Below are 13473 nucleotides of genomic sequence, written 5' to 3'. Positions count from 1 at the left end.
AAACTTTAATCAGTGGGGGTTTTCTTCATCCCCCACTGATTATTAGTTGAACCAATCGGACTTTTATGGGCAGTTGATCCCCCACCTAACTTCTTTGCTTTCGCTGCATTTTGAGGTGGGGGTCTTACTGCCCATTAAAGTGGGGTAAATTTCCACTTTTAATTTAACACCATTGCTTTGTCATTTAAAAGGCGATCTAATTCTTCCATATGATTTGTTTCATCTGCAATCATATCTTCTAACTTTACAACTAACTCTGTCATATTTAATTTCGCTGCCTGTTCTTTTCTCGTTTCATAACGCTTAATTGTTGCATATTCTGATTGTCTAGCGTATTCTAACATTTCTCTAACATCTTCTACTTGTTTCACTGGTAAAGGGATCGTAGTAGGTGTACCACCTAGCGTCTTAATTTTCTCCGCTAAATATAGGGCATGTCCTTGTTCATCACTAATTTCAGATTCAAAGAAAGGTTTTAACACTTGTCTATATATACCAGAAACCGTAGCTGCATTATGGTTATACATAATAATTGCCGAGTATTCTCCTGCTAAATCTTCATTCAATCCTTCGATTAGTTCTTTCACATCGTGTGACATTTTAATATCTCCTCCTATACTTAATAACTACCCCTTTTCTCATGTTTTAAACATAATTATTTTAAATTTTTTATGTATCTAAAAACGCCGCTTGCTTCAATTTACTTATCGCTTGTCTTTTAATACGAGAAACGTGCATTTGTGAAATACCTAACCGCTCTCCTGTATCCTTTTGATTTAAATTTTCTACAAATATATAATGAATAACACTCTTTTCCGTATCATTTAATACGTTAAAAATATCATCTAAAACGAGACGTCTTTCTGTCTGTTCATATCCTTGCTCTACTTCACCTACAGATTCAATTCTCGCTACCGAACTTCCATCAGATGAATTTTCAACTACATCATCTAAGGAAGATACTTGATAATTATTTTTAGCATCCATAATTTCTAGAACTTCCTCTTCGGATAGTCCTAAATGATCTGCTATCTCTATAATCTTCGGTGAACGTTGCAAATGATCTGTTAGCTCCTCTATCGCAAGCTTAATTTTCCCGCCTAAATCTTTAATTCGCCTTGGAACATGAACGCCCCAAGTTTTATCACGTAAATACTTCTTTATTTCCCCTACTATCGTAGGTATTGCAAACGGTTCAAAAGCATTCCCTATCGAATAATCATACCTTCTTATTGCGCCTAAGAGCCCTAACATCCCTACTTGTATAATATCCTCATGCATCGGCCCACCTTTTGAATAGCGGTATGCAATGGAATATACGAGATTTTTATAGTGATTAACCAACCTTTCCTGCGCTTCATCACATTGGTTTTGTTGGAATTCTGCAATTAGTTTAATAACATCTTCTTTAGTAAGATTTGTAGGTTGAGATTGGATTTCCATCATTCTCCACCTGCTCTCTTTGTATATATTTTGTCATTAAAACTGTCATGCCCTCATCATGCATAATTTGTATATCATCCATTAACGTATTTATTAAATATAAACCTAAACCATTTTCCGGCAAATGTTCTACTGGTTTATTAATATCATACGGACCAACTTTACTTTTTAAGGTACTAAAATTAAAGCTAACTCCATTATCCGCAACCATAATTTCTAATCGATCTTCATATAGACCAAAGACAATTGTAATTTCTCCAACGTCTTCTTTATATGCATGTTGTACAATGTTTGTACATGCTTCACTAATAGCAATTTTCATATCTTCTATATCGTCATAAGCAAAGCCCAATCGATTCGCAACACCAGCCATTGTTAAACGAATAATAGCCACATATTCTGCTTTTGCAGGAATTTTCATTTCTATCTTTTCAAATTTCTCCATCATCCCTAGTCACCTTCTTTCTACTTTTTCAAAATCGGAATTCAAATTCAATATTTCCGTTAATCCTGTAATATCGAATAATCTTTTTAGTCTTTTAGATACACCAATAAACTCTAGTTTTCCATCATTTTTCTTAATTGCTTTTAATAGGGCTATAAACACGCCTAAACCTGTACTATCCATATAATCTACCTTATTAAAATCTACTACTATATAAACCTCTTTCTCACTTGCAATAGGCATGATCTTATTTTTCAAATCTGATGCCGTATACGCATCAATCTCACCATTAAGTTGTACTGTATAACCTAAATCATTTTGCAAAATATTTATTGCCAAATTCATCATTTCCGCCCCCTTATCTCAAACTACTACTATTTAATTACCCATAAAAATTAGTTTTAAACATATTTTTTCATTTTAATTATAAATAAATTTTCTACACCTTTCTCAGCTTAACACTAAAAAAAATACTACCAAATGTTTAAACTTTATAAATTTGTGTATGTATAATGTATAAACATTATTTTTAGGGGGATCTATCTATGGAAGAGCACAATTTTAAAAAGGGAGATTTTGTTCAATTTTCTTATCGACACGATCATGCTACAAAATTAATTGGTTCCATTATTAACATACTAACGAATACAATTGTAGTTGATATAGGTAATAGCGAGGACTTATCTCATATAGAACCAAGGCAGGTCGTAAGAATAAATAATTGTAAAAAGGTAACGATGGCTTAATATGTAATCTCAATCAGTGGGGCCATCCTCACTGATTCCTATGTAAAATACATTAAAAAAGCATCCAAATTATTTTAATTGGATGCTTTTTTATGTATTTTTATCAGTTTATTAACTTTATAGCTACATATAATAAACTTAAGATTACTATTCATTATAATACTTACGCTTTCCGCAGCATTTTAGAAAAGAATGTAACGATTAAAATAAAGACGATTGCACCTAATAACGCTGGAAGAATAAAAATGCCTCCCCATTCAGGACCCCAGTGACCAAATAAGGCACTACCTACCCAAGATCCGATTAATCCCGCAATACCATTACCAACTATACCTAAAGGAAAGTCTTTTTCTGTAATCATTCCAGCTAACATACCAATAAGTCCACCTACAATACACGTAATAATAAGTTCCACAATTAGACCTCCTATATATTTTTATAATGGATTTATCAAGCTTTGGTGTTTAACCAAAGCTTGATAAACATGTATTATTCTTTGTTATCCAATCCATCACTTATCTTTTGTTTCACTTTTCCGACTTTTTCTTTTACAGTTCCCTTCGTCTTCTCCCACTTCCCTTCATTTTTCAACTCTCTATCTTCTGTAACTTCACCAATTCCTTCTTTTACTTGTCCCTTTTTCTTTTCAACTTTACCAGTAATTTGTTCTTTTAGCCCGCTCTCACTCATATTTCCAATCTCCTTTTCGTAATAGATTTGTAGATTTAAAGAGTATGAATTTAAATAGAATACGTGCATCTTCTTTCTTGTAACCATTCACCGACTCTTTCTAAATCCTTAACGAATAACAAGATTTTCCCTTCATCCAGTTTTTCTTCATAAAAGTTAGCTTCTTCCTCATTAAGTCCTAACTCTTGCATCTTATTTCTTAACTGATCTCCCGTTTTTTGAAAGACATTAATAATACTTGTCCCAAGTCCCTCTTCTTTTATTCCAATTGTATTCACGTCTGCATTGTCTGCGATTCTATCTGTCCTTTCTTTCTCATGTGTTAATACGTAAATATCTTTTTGGTCGATTCCTTTCTTCACTAGATCATTCGCCGCATTCATGACCTCTTTCTCCGTAATAAATTCATATACAAAAGGTTTACTATACTTCGTTTCCATCTTTAACTTCCTCCTCTAGAATGAATTATTTGTTATATTATATGTAATACACCCATTTTCGAAATGTTAAACATAAAATATGAAAAAAATTATGTGAATTTTGATTTTGATAGAGAATGAACCGCATATTTTTCATATATACGCTTCATATTATTCATACGAACATCATTAAAACTAGTAAACATGTCTCCCTATGATTTACAAAATTATCTCCTTACAATAACTACCTAAAATAACAGAAAATTGTTATAATTAAACATAAGGAGGGATACTATGAAAAAAATCATATCTATATGCGCTCTAACCGCTCTATCTTTCACTTTAATAGGTTGTACAAGCACTTCTACTACAAATAATACTCCAACAACTAAGCAAGAAAATACGAAAAATGCCATTCAATTAAACTCTGCAGACATTACCAACATTGAGATGCTTAGAACAACAAGTAATACTAGTTCCAAATCTCAAACAGATAACGAGGAAATGATACAATCAATCGCTTCAGCAGTCCAAAACGGAATACCGAAAACAATCACACTAGATCAAAAAAAGAAACAATCTGCGCATTCTACGATAACCGTTACATATAAAGATGACGCAAAAGAAGAGTTTCTTATGTGGGTTGATACTAAGGAACAAATTACGATTGCTAAAGATGAGAAGAAAGATAAAGTAGAAGGTGTGACATTGAACATTGAAGGCGCTAAAATGATGAAGGATTTCTTTAAAAATGACAAAAGGTAAAAGAATCCCCATCAACTTAAGGATTCAAAATTAGCACAAAATTTTGTTCAGAAACACTATAAAATTCCAGCCTAATGGGTCAGTGGCGAGACCGTATATTATTAAACTTAAAATGTTTCAAATCGAAGGAAGACACCTTATAAGGTGTCTTTTCTTTATTTTCAAAAGGACCTGCTCCATTCATAAATGCATAAAGTAAATTGAATCCGTTAAAACACATGAGTGAACCTTTGTTTTCCCCCTCCTATCTAAAGGAGGAACTGTTATGGGATTTGGTGGTAGTTGTGGCGGCTGTGGCTTCGCTGGAGGATTTGCTTTATTAGTTGTATTATTTATTTTATTAATCATAGTTGGAGCTAGCTGCTTCTGCTAAAAAACTATTGGAAAAATCCCCGTGCTAAACAAAAAATACAATAAGCTGCCCATATGGACAGCTTATTTATATAATTATCGTTATCAGAAGTAAAATTTAACTCGAAAATAGCTAATTTTATCAGTTGTTGAATGTCTGAAAAAAATCAAATCAATGATATTGTCGAGATCCTTTGGCAACTTCTTGCTGTGATGACTATCATAGTGACTTTTTCTCCAGTAACCACTATTAGTGGCTAATTACCATAAGGACTTGTTTTTGAAACTTGCTATTTTTTAGAAAATATGTTAATTTAATAAAGACCTATTTTTGTTCGGTTTGAGATTAAGAATAAATTTTGTTTTTCGTCTAAGGTATTTGAGCAAGGGTAGTAACATATGTGTGGGTATCCACACTAGGAGGCAACAATTATGGAACAAGGTAAAGTAAAATGGTTTAATGCAGACAAAGGTTTTGGATTCATCGAGCGTCAAGGTGGAGAAGACGTATTCGTACATTTCTCAGCTATCCAAATCGACGGTTACAAATCTTTAGACGAAGGACAAAGTGTAACGTTTGAAGTAGAAAAAGGACAACGTGGCCCACAAGCTACTAATGTTCAAAAAGCTTAATATTAGCTGATGAAAGACCCTCTTGTAGGGTCTTTTTTTTATTTTGTTACAATATTCCGAATACAACTTTTTTAAGGGGATTTGGGGTGCTTAACTTTTAATGAAAAAGAAGATGTTAGAAATCATAATTTTAGCATTATGGGCTTTTTCTTTTAGTTATCTTGCAATTATATTAGGAATACCAAAAAACGGATTATATATAGTCGTAGGATTTCCAATCTTATTTGTTGGTGGACTTTTGATTGTGCATCTATTTCAAAATAAGAATGAAAATGGAAAATAACTTTGTTTGATTGTATATCTCATACACATCTAGTTAACATAACGTCCTATTATTGGTAGCAAGGAAAAAGGCGAAATCTTATTCTCACAAGGAATTCGCCTTTTTCTTTTTCTATAATTCTATGCATTTTTTTATACATTCCTATCCTAGCACGGTTTTAGGGTTCTCGTTTGTTATTGGATTAGCCGAAAAACTGTATAAAATCTTGCATGCTCTTAGCGGGGTACCGCCACATCGCCATCAAGTTAAGAAAACAAGTCACCCTATGCCCATCAAGCTAATGAAACTAGTTGCCCCAAAACAAAAAATGTATATTTTCACCTGGAGATGCCAATTTTCTCGTTTTGGGGATACTATAAAATTTTAGGTTGATAGCCATGGGGTAGTACCACATCGGCATATCAAGCATTAAACAGAGTTAAGAATAAAAAAATTCAAGACCATCGGAATTGGATGATCAGAAATTATTCCTTAACCTTTGCGGCAGTTACATTAAGAATTTGGCTACCTTTATTTGTATTGCTATTTGGACTGAAGCATTTCGAACTTAGTTATGCTGTTATTGCTTGGTTAGCGTGGGTGCCAAATTTAATCATTGCAGAATTATTTATAAGACAAAGTCTTAATAAAGGACAACAACAGAAAAATGCTGATTTACAACGTTAAGGAAATTTCAATATTAAAAAGCCTAATTTCTCAATTAAATATGAAGAAATTAGGCTTTTTTCATTTAGTGATGAAACCCATTATCACATTTCGTATCATGTGGCATAGGCCCGTCCAGGGAATCCAGAAAGGCAACGGTCTGTTTGAGGTTCCTCAAAAATAAATGCGCGAGATCCATGGAAAATCCATTTCGAACCACAACGCGCATAATCGTCACCGCTTCCATATCTGGAGGCAATGGATAGGCGGGTACTTGCCAGCCGAACACACGCAATTGTCGAGATAAATCATAAAGATTCCAGTTTAATGTGTAACCATCTTTCAGTCGCCAAGCGAAAACCGGAATATCCGAACCATCGGACAAAAGTTCGAACGGTTCCATCTTCTGAATCGCCTTGCTAAGAAAAAGAGCGACTTTCTGAGAAGCCCTTTGGACATCATAGTACCCACTTTTCCCCAAACGCAGGTAATTGTAATATTGCAGGAGCACTTGTGCGCCAGGACGAGAGAAATTCAGGGCAAAAGTCGGCATGTTCCCGCCCAAATAGGAGACGCGGAAGATTAGATCCTCAGGGAGATCTTCAGCTTCCCGCCAAATTATCCAACCCAACCCAGGGTAGACTAATCCATATTTATGTCCGGATACATTGATGGACTTCACCCTCGGTAATTGAAAATCCCAGACTAAATCTGGTTGAAGAAACGGTGCTATAAATCCCCCCGAAGCCGCATCCACATGCATGGGAATATCGAGGCCCGTCCTCTCCTGTAAATCGTCCAACGCTTTCGCAATGGCGGCAACCGGTTCGTAAAGCCCGGTATAAGTCTCACCGAGAATCGGTACCACACCAATCGTATTTTCATCCACGGCAGCGAGGACTCCCTGAGGATCCAATCGGGGATGCTCTGGGCTAACCTTCACATAGCGTGGTTCAACCTCCCAATAGTTCGCGAATTTTTCCCAAACGACTTGAACAGCAGAACTAAACACAATATTGGGCCGATCCACCGACTTCCCTTCGCTTTTGCGTGCATTTTGCCAGCGTCTCTTTAACGCAAGCCCCCCGAGCATACATGCTTCCGACGATCCAGTTGTTGAAACGCCCATAGTCGTAAGGGGGGTGGGCGAATGCCAGAGGTTGGCTAAAATGCGGACACACCGCTCCTCAATTTCGGCTGTCTGTGGATATTCATCCTTGTCAATCATGTTCTTGTCGAATGATTTGGCATATAAGTGCTCTGCGGCAGGCTCCATCCATGTGCTAACGAATGTTGCAAGATTCAAGCGGGCATTGCCATCAAGAGCAATTTCATCATGGACGATTTGATACGCTGTTTCTGGTAACATGCCTTCATCAGGCATGTGAAAGCGCGGAACGACTGATTCTCCTTCGCGGGCAAACAGAGGATTTACAGAAAATTCGTGAGGCAGCTCCATTTGCACGTGACGCGGTAGATATTGTGGATTATCTGGCATGATCTCTTTTCCTTCGTATGCATCGTTTTGAACTTCTGCTTTTCGATCCTGTGGCATACAAGTCCCCCTTAATTAATTATTTAACAAACATATTATTTACAAAAAAGCATTTGTTAAACCAAGGGGACAATTCTATTAAAAGGTGCTGCTACCATTCGAATTAAAGGAGAAGCCATGAATGGACTTGCAAGAGCTATGTTCTTCGGAAAACAAGGTGAGCTTAGGGAACGAACCATACAGTACCAATTGCAAAGGGCCAGTGCCTTAAACATAATTATCAATGCCATCAGTATCTGGAATACTTTACATCTAACAAAAGCAGTTAAATATCAAAAACGGATAGGTAGTTTTAATGAGAACTTATTGCATCATATGTCACCTTTAGGTTGGGAACATATCAATTTACTAGGAGAATACCATTTTAATTCAGAGAAAGTGGTCTCATTAGATTCTCTAAGACCATTGAAATTTTCTTAGCGCTGTTAAAAATAGTTGGAGTTGCTTGCTTCTGCTAAAAAACTATCAGAAAAGCCCACCTATTTCCGTAGGTGGGCTTTATCTTTATTACACAATACCAAAGTATACTCTCTTTTTCTCGTAAACTTAATGCAATTATACATATTCGTTAAAATTACACCAAATAAATATTACATGTAGTAAAATATAACTTGTGGACACGTTCTATAAAGCAGATTCTCCGATTAGAAGGCGTAACACATCTCAACCATATAGATGTGGCGTTGCTTTAATCTAGCCAAACAAACGATCTCGATTCTCTTGTATTTGTACACTAACAATCTGGTGAAAATAAATGATTCTGTTTTATAGGACGTGTTTACTTAATGTCCAATACATATTATTAAAAGTAAAGTGGTTCAAGTCGGAGGAAGGCACCTTAGGGTGTCTTTTCTTTATTTTCAAAAGGACTTGCTCAATTCATGCTTAAAAACATAAAGTAAAGTGAACCCGTTAAAATACATGAGTGACCCCTTGTTTTCTCCTCTTATCTAAAGGAGGAACTATTATGGGATTTGGTGGTAGTTGTGGTAGTTGCGGCGGCGGCGGCTTCGCTGGAGGATTTGCTTTATTAGTTGTATTATTTATTTTATTAATCATAGTTGGAGCTAGCTGCTTCTGCTAAAAAACTATCGGAAAAGGCACTCTTATATGAGTGTCTTTTCTTTATACGTTAAAAAAGCCCACCTATTTCCGTAGGCGGGCCCTATCTTTATTACACAATACCAAAGTATACTCTCTTTTCCCCTTAAATTTTATGTAATTATACATATTCATGAAAATACAAATAGTAAAATATAAATTGTAGACATGCTCTATAAAGTAGATTCTTTTGAAAGACGTAACATATCAATCATTATAGGAAATGTGTCGAGACTCCTACTTAATTAAATGCCTTTAACATCCTGATAATTTGTTTCCAATCCGCATCCTTTTCATTAATCTATTTTAAGAAGATACATTTACCAATTCAAAAGAATCCCCCTCAAAGCATCAGCTTTAAGGAGGTCCTCTTAGTATTTTCTCTCTTCATACAAGCGATTTGCTTTATATGAGAAAAAGAAAAACATACCAATCACAGCTGGGATAAACAACCATGAAATGCCCCTCATTAATGCAAATGGTGTTTCAAATAATAATGATCCTACAAATGCTGCGCCGTGCATATCCCATAATCCTGGCGTATAGTATAGGTCTTTCGGATTTACAAACGCTCCTAAATTAACCATGTTATTAAACATAAATAGGATTAATAGCGGTAAATAACATATTGCTAATTCTAAACATGTCTTAGATAATCGTTTATACTTCCCTGCTCGTGACATTTGATCTGAAAAAATGTCATCTTCGCTTTCCTCATTTACCTTTTTAAAATATTGCGTACCTGCCCACCACTTACCGGCTATATGCTTCCAGCCGCTATCTTCAAATAACGTACAGTAATTAATAAAATCACTTCGTCTATAAAATATTCTATAATCTATTTTAATTGTCGCATCCTCAGGTTCTGCGATTCTAAATTTATAACCGAATGTATTACTTTTTAGTTGATAGCCTTTCCAAGCCATCTCTTCTAACCATTTCTCCTCTTTCTCAAAGTCCAAAAAGAATTTCAATCTCCACATCTTCGCTTCCCCCCTCACTATACATGTAATAAGCTTTTTGTAACTCCAACAATGTGCTGCATCCTCATAAAGTCTAAATGTAATACTTCTTTCCCGCGTTCAGTAATTACATACACTTTTCTTCGTTTATCTTCACTTTTTACCGATTCTATTAATTGTTGCTTTAATAAATTTTCAACCGCACCATACAATGTACCCGCCGCGATTTTCACTTGATGATTACTAAGTTCCTCCACCTTTTGCATAATTAAATACCCATGCGCTGGCTCTAATAAAGCTAGAAGAACGTAATACGTTGTTTCCGTTAATGGTAAATTTTTATCCCTATTCATAAAGACCTCCAATGTAACGATAAGTATATAGTCAAACTATACAGTTCAACTATATAGTTTTATTTTATACAGCTAGACTGTATATGTCAAATGCAGGAAATCTTTTATTATCCATAACAAATCAAAAAACGCTATCTTTCTAAAAGATAGCGTTTTTATTCATTCTGTTATTTATCCCTGCTTATTCTTCGCTTTCATTTGCTCTTCATAAACAAATTTCACTGTCATAAAGTCGTTAGAGAAATCTCCGAGCGCTTTCTTCATAACATTCAATTCTTCTTGTGATTTAATTTCAATCCCATTTAAGAAGTCAAATGCTTTCGATTGCTCTTCAGCAACAAAGTTTTGCGTCATATAGTCATCTTGGAAGTCTTGCTTCGCCTTTTCTTTCACTTTATTCATTGCCTCTGTTTTATTTATACTTTTTACAGGATTTGCGAATGCACCCGTAGGCTGTTCTGTTTTAGGCTCTTCTTTCGTTTCCGGCTGTGGAGTTGGTGCTGGTGTTGGTTGTTGCGGTTGTTGTTTCGGCTGTTCTTGTTGAACTGGCTGCTGCGCTACTTGTTGCTCTTTTTTCGCTAATTCATCTTTTAACTTCTTAACTTGTGCATCAAGAGATTTATTTTCAGTTTCTAATGCACTCTTATCACCTTTTAACTTTTGCGTTTCTTCAAAATGCTCATCTACTAATTTATTATATTCTTTCTCAGTGTACATTCTTTCACTAGTTGATGCCGTCTTCCCTTTCGTAACAACTACATTAATAATTACAATTAAAACTGCGATCCCTATTAACGCAGCAAAGATCTTCTTTTTGTTCATTACTAATCCTCCAAAATGTAAAATTTCCAAAGTTATCATACCAGATGCTGTTATGTTCCTTTGTCACATTATGTCGAACCGAAATAATAAAAAAAGCACCTGAAACAGATGCTTTTTTCATTATCAATACATAAACGTAATCGTCACCAAAGAATATCCTTCTTTTGCATTATACGGCTCCGCTTTATAAGAAACACGGTTCGCCCCTTTTGGAAAACCGATTTCTCCAATTGCTTTTTTCACATCTTGCAGTGCGCCATCCATTGATTGTTTATAAAGGATTTCAATCTTTGCTGAATTTGTGCTATAACGTTGCTGCATTTTATTTTTCAATTCGTTATAGTTATTCGCAACATACTCACTTGCTAAATAATTTAGTTTTGTATCTTTTAATATTTGCCCGTATGCAGGTGCTTTAGAACCGCCTGCTGCAATTTTATTTGTAAGTGTATCATAATAATTTGTTGTAGCCTGTGGATATTCCCCGCGGTTCCACTCATGATTTCTTGCAATTTGCTCATCTGATAAATTGAAATATGAATACGTTACTCGGCCTTGTTCATCAGGTATTGGATCATCGAATGTTGTATCAAGATGGTACCACTTGCTATCGATTTTAACTAAATTCCAAGCATGAGGCTGACCGTCTCCAGTTCCTACTACAAAATGATTCTCAATTCCAGCTTCTTTTAATAATTGATAGGTTAATAGTGTGTAACCTTGGCAAACGGCAGAACGATTCGCGAGTGCCTCATATGCTGTATACGCTTTATAAGACGTATCGTAAGAAACATGTTTTACAACATAATCATGAATCGCCTTCACTTTTTCATGATCATCCATCCCGACTTGAATAATAGAAGAAACAATCGCTTTCGCTTGTTTCATCACATACTCTGTTTGTTCTTTCGTTTCGCGATATGTAATCTTTAACGTAAATGTATAATTTCCAGATGATCCAGAAATTCCATATGAAACATTCGATCTATTATAATTTGTATACTCATTTTTACTTGCAACTTCTTTATAGGCGTTAAAAAGTGTCTTCATCACTTCTTCCTGATTACTATTTTTCGTTTTATATGGAAGTGTAATATTCGTTTCGTACGCATTAATACGCTTTTGCACTTCATCTTTAAATGCTGCTAATAATGCCGCATCTCCTGTATCTTGCACCGCAACCTCAGGCTTTTTATATTTCAATGCATTATATAAAAACTGTGCATACTGTTCACGCGTTACCGTTTTAGCTGGTTCAAATTTCCCGTCTCCTGTACCAGATGCAATCCCGTTTGACTGCACCGCACTAATCGCATTTTCTGCCCAAAATCCATTTGGAACATCATTAAATGTATGTTTTTGTTTAGCTGAAACTTGGAACGCATTTTTAATAATTTGCGCCATTTCTGCGCGGCTAACAGAATCTTTCGGTCTAAAACCGCCATTTCCATCACCTTTAAAAATCCCCAATTTCGTTAACGTTAAAACCTCTTCCGGAAACATTGTAGAACCTGAGCGAATATCTCCATACGGATTATTTAAAGTAGACCCATCTTGTAATACATAACGAGCACCATCATTACTAAACGTACCGCCTTGCTTATTCGGTACTAACACACGATAAATTAAAGCTGCAACTTGCTCCCTCGTCGCAACATCACCAAAACCAAACATCCCATTTCCATAACCTGAAATAATATTTTTACTCGCTAAGTCTTTAATCGCAGGATATGACCAGTGCGATGTTGGTACATCAGAAAAAACGCCCGCTTCCGCAGCTTTCACATCACTGCCATTTGTATATAATAACGCACCACCAATAAGTGATAATGATGTAATTGATTTTAATAGTTTTGTGTACATAATGCCTTCTCCCAATACGTCTTCTATTTTTTGTTGTTTTTTGTTGAAAAATCTAAAATAATATGACAAAACACATTATACAATCAAAACTTTTCGGAGGATATACTGAATTTCAAAATATGCAAAAATTCATATCACTATAGGGATTCATACTGATATTATGCTATTTTACTTGCGAATATATAAAGTGAAACTTTAATCAGTGGGGGTTTTGTTCATCCCCCACTGATTATTAGTTGAACCAATCGGGCGTTTACGGGCAGTTGATCTCCCACCTAACTTCTTTGCTCCAGCCGCATTTTAAGGTGGGAGTTTTACTGCCCGTTAATGCGGGATAAATAAAAAGAAAAACACTAATGTAACATTGTAAATATACATATCGCTTTTTGAGCTTTTA

The 13473-nt window shown here is 35.3% G+C and carries 18 protein-coding genes and 2 pseudogenes; 8 read left to right on the top strand and 12 right to left on the bottom strand.

Annotated elements, in window-relative coordinates:
* Positions 1-158 precede the first annotated feature (158 nt).
* The 4 genes from SB773_RS07395 to rsbV form a co-directional block, all read right to left on the bottom strand.
* Positions 159-599 carry a ferritin-like domain-containing protein gene (locus SB773_RS07395; protein WP_060750199.1) on the bottom strand — a complete coding sequence of 147 codons (441 nt, stop codon included), beginning with the start codon at positions 597-599 and terminating at the stop codon, positions 159-161.
* A 70-nt stretch (positions 600-669) separates the two neighbouring features.
* A complete protein-coding gene (gene sigB, locus SB773_RS07390) occupies positions 670-1446 on the bottom strand; it encodes an RNA polymerase sigma factor SigB (RefSeq protein ID WP_410589251.1) in 777 nt (258 codons plus the stop codon).
* Positions 1409-1891 (bottom strand): anti-sigma B factor RsbW, encoded by a 483-nt coding sequence (gene rsbW, locus SB773_RS07385; RefSeq protein WP_044444093.1) that lies wholly within the window; start codon positions 1889-1891, stop codon positions 1409-1411. The genes sigB and rsbW overlap by 38 nt, the downstream gene beginning before the upstream one ends.
* Before the next feature lie 6 nt (positions 1892-1897).
* Entirely contained in the window at positions 1898-2236 is a 339-nt protein-coding gene (rsbV, locus tag SB773_RS07380; protein WP_044444094.1) for an anti sigma b factor antagonist RsbV, read from the bottom strand.
* A 197-nt stretch (positions 2237-2433) separates the two neighbouring features.
* Between rsbV and SB773_RS07375 the strand changes: the two genes are divergently transcribed.
* Positions 2434-2634, top strand: a complete 201-nt coding sequence (locus tag SB773_RS07375; RefSeq protein WP_410589249.1) for a methyltransferase — start codon at positions 2434-2436, stop codon at positions 2632-2634.
* 163 nt (positions 2635-2797) lie between these two features.
* Here SB773_RS07375 and SB773_RS07370 read toward each other — a convergent pair whose 3' ends face one another.
* The 3 genes from SB773_RS07370 to SB773_RS07360 form a co-directional block, all read right to left on the bottom strand.
* Entirely contained in the window at positions 2798-3049 is a 252-nt protein-coding gene (locus tag SB773_RS07370) for a GlsB/YeaQ/YmgE family stress response membrane protein (RefSeq protein ID WP_410589247.1), read from the bottom strand.
* A 74-nt stretch (positions 3050-3123) separates the two neighbouring features.
* Positions 3124-3324 (bottom strand): CsbD family protein, encoded by a 201-nt coding sequence (locus tag SB773_RS07365; protein ID WP_000004264.1) that lies wholly within the window; start codon positions 3322-3324, stop codon positions 3124-3126.
* A gap of 50 nt (positions 3325-3374) precedes the next feature.
* Positions 3375-3764, bottom strand: coding sequence for a YflT domain-containing protein (locus SB773_RS07360; RefSeq protein ID WP_000448809.1), 390 nt, complete (start codon positions 3762-3764; stop codon positions 3375-3377).
* 273 nt (positions 3765-4037) lie between these two features.
* Between SB773_RS07360 and SB773_RS07355 the strand changes: the two genes are divergently transcribed.
* From SB773_RS07355 to SB773_RS07335, 5 genes and pseudogenes are all read left to right on the top strand, one after another.
* A complete protein-coding gene (locus SB773_RS07355; RefSeq protein ID WP_410589244.1) occupies positions 4038-4508 on the top strand; it encodes a hypothetical protein in 471 nt (156 codons plus the stop codon).
* Positions 4509-4773: 265 nt separating this feature from the next.
* Positions 4774-4881, top strand: coding sequence for a YjcZ family sporulation protein (locus tag SB773_RS07350; RefSeq protein WP_000505671.1), 108 nt, complete (start codon positions 4774-4776; stop codon positions 4879-4881).
* A gap of 410 nt (positions 4882-5291) precedes the next feature.
* Positions 5292-5492 (top strand): cold-shock protein, encoded by a 201-nt coding sequence (locus SB773_RS07345; RefSeq protein WP_131246843.1) that lies wholly within the window; start codon positions 5292-5294, stop codon positions 5490-5492.
* A gap of 100 nt (positions 5493-5592) precedes the next feature.
* Positions 5593-5775 (top strand): hypothetical protein, encoded by a 183-nt coding sequence (locus SB773_RS07340; RefSeq protein ID WP_033714597.1) that lies wholly within the window; start codon positions 5593-5595, stop codon positions 5773-5775.
* A 390-nt stretch (positions 5776-6165) separates the two neighbouring features.
* Positions 6166-6441: pseudogene (locus SB773_RS07335) on the top strand (DUF2306 domain-containing protein); the annotation flags it as partial.
* A gap of 64 nt (positions 6442-6505) precedes the next feature.
* Here the strand turns inward: SB773_RS07335 and gad are convergent.
* Complete coding sequence (gene gad, locus SB773_RS07330; RefSeq protein WP_410589241.1) at positions 6506-7975, bottom strand: glutamate decarboxylase; 1470 nt, start codon at positions 7973-7975, stop codon at positions 6506-6508.
* A 105-nt stretch (positions 7976-8080) separates the two neighbouring features.
* Between gad and SB773_RS07325 the strand changes: the two are divergent.
* Both SB773_RS07325 and SB773_RS07320 read left to right on the top strand, forming a co-directional pair.
* Positions 8081-8395: pseudogene (locus SB773_RS07325) on the top strand (Tn3 family transposase); the annotation flags it as partial.
* Between the two features lie 547 nt (positions 8396-8942).
* Positions 8943-9059 (top strand): YjcZ family sporulation protein, encoded by a 117-nt coding sequence (locus tag SB773_RS07320; protein ID WP_002069235.1) that lies wholly within the window; start codon positions 8943-8945, stop codon positions 9057-9059.
* A gap of 388 nt (positions 9060-9447) precedes the next feature.
* On the opposite strand, the gene SB773_RS07315 is transcribed toward SB773_RS07320, so the two are convergent.
* From SB773_RS07315 to SB773_RS07300, 4 genes are all read right to left on the bottom strand, one after another.
* Positions 9448-10059: a DUF2812 domain-containing protein gene (locus SB773_RS07315; RefSeq protein ID WP_410589239.1), complete on the bottom strand. Its 612-nt coding sequence runs from the start codon at positions 10057-10059 to the stop codon at positions 9448-9450.
* Between the two features lie 17 nt (positions 10060-10076).
* Entirely contained in the window at positions 10077-10391 is a 315-nt protein-coding gene (locus SB773_RS07310; protein WP_060750959.1) for a PadR family transcriptional regulator, read from the bottom strand.
* Positions 10392-10562: 171 nt separating this feature from the next.
* Positions 10563-11213, bottom strand: coding sequence for a hypothetical protein (locus SB773_RS07305; protein WP_410589237.1), 651 nt, complete (start codon positions 11211-11213; stop codon positions 10563-10565).
* Positions 11214-11336: 123 nt separating this feature from the next.
* Entirely contained in the window at positions 11337-13076 is a 1740-nt protein-coding gene (locus SB773_RS07300) for an S-layer homology domain-containing protein (RefSeq protein WP_410589236.1), read from the bottom strand.
* Positions 13077-13473 lie beyond the last annotated feature (397 nt).

Source organism: Bacillus sp. SIMBA_074 (assembly GCF_046534555.1).
GTDB classification, from domain to species: Bacteria; Bacillota; Bacilli; order Bacillales; family Bacillaceae_G; genus Bacillus_A; species Bacillus_A mycoides.
Note: the sequence above shows the minus strand (reverse complement) of the source record. Positions and strands in the feature narration are given on the sequence as shown.

What these genes read in the sequence shown, in the direction of transcription:
- sigB (WP_410589251.1), bottom strand. Translation starts at nt 1,446, where the DNA reads ATGATGGAAATCCAATCTCAACCTACAAATCTTACTAAAGAAGATGTT.
- SB773_RS07310 (WP_060750959.1), bottom strand. Translation starts at nt 10,391, where the DNA reads ATGAATAGGGATAAAAATTTACCATTAACGGAAACAACGTATTACGTT.
- SB773_RS07355 (WP_410589244.1), top strand. Translation starts at nt 4,038, where the DNA reads ATGAAAAAAATCATATCTATATGCGCTCTAACCGCTCTATCTTTCACT.
- SB773_RS07305 (WP_410589237.1), bottom strand. Translation starts at nt 11,213, where the DNA reads ATGAACAAAAAGAAGATCTTTGCTGCGTTAATAGGGATCGCAGTTTTA.
- SB773_RS07345 (WP_131246843.1), top strand. Translation starts at nt 5,292, where the DNA reads ATGGAACAAGGTAAAGTAAAATGGTTTAATGCAGACAAAGGTTTTGGA.
- SB773_RS07315 (WP_410589239.1), bottom strand. Translation starts at nt 10,059, where the DNA reads ATGTGGAGATTGAAATTCTTTTTGGACTTTGAGAAAGAGGAGAAATGG.
- rsbV (WP_044444094.1), bottom strand. Translation starts at nt 2,236, where the DNA reads ATGATGAATTTGGCAATAAATATTTTGCAAAATGATTTAGGTTATACA.
- SB773_RS07365 (WP_000004264.1), bottom strand. Translation starts at nt 3,324, where the DNA reads ATGAGTGAGAGCGGGCTAAAAGAACAAATTACTGGTAAAGTTGAAAAG.
- SB773_RS07320 (WP_002069235.1), top strand. Translation starts at nt 8,943, where the DNA reads ATGGGATTTGGTGGTAGTTGTGGTAGTTGCGGCGGCGGCGGCTTCGCT.
- SB773_RS07340 (WP_033714597.1), top strand. Translation starts at nt 5,593, where the DNA reads ATGAAAAAGAAGATGTTAGAAATCATAATTTTAGCATTATGGGCTTTT.
- SB773_RS07375 (WP_410589249.1), top strand. Translation starts at nt 2,434, where the DNA reads ATGGAAGAGCACAATTTTAAAAAGGGAGATTTTGTTCAATTTTCTTAT.
- SB773_RS07395 (WP_060750199.1), bottom strand. Translation starts at nt 599, where the DNA reads ATGTCACACGATGTGAAAGAACTAATCGAAGGATTGAATGAAGATTTA.
- gad (WP_410589241.1), bottom strand. Translation starts at nt 7,975, where the DNA reads ATGCCACAGGATCGAAAAGCAGAAGTTCAAAACGATGCATACGAAGGA.
- SB773_RS07360 (WP_000448809.1), bottom strand. Translation starts at nt 3,764, where the DNA reads ATGGAAACGAAGTATAGTAAACCTTTTGTATATGAATTTATTACGGAG.
- SB773_RS07350 (WP_000505671.1), top strand. Translation starts at nt 4,774, where the DNA reads ATGGGATTTGGTGGTAGTTGTGGCGGCTGTGGCTTCGCTGGAGGATTT.
- SB773_RS07300 (WP_410589236.1), bottom strand. Translation starts at nt 13,076, where the DNA reads ATGTACACAAAACTATTAAAATCAATTACATCATTATCACTTATTGGT.
- rsbW (WP_044444093.1), bottom strand. Translation starts at nt 1,891, where the DNA reads ATGATGGAGAAATTTGAAAAGATAGAAATGAAAATTCCTGCAAAAGCA.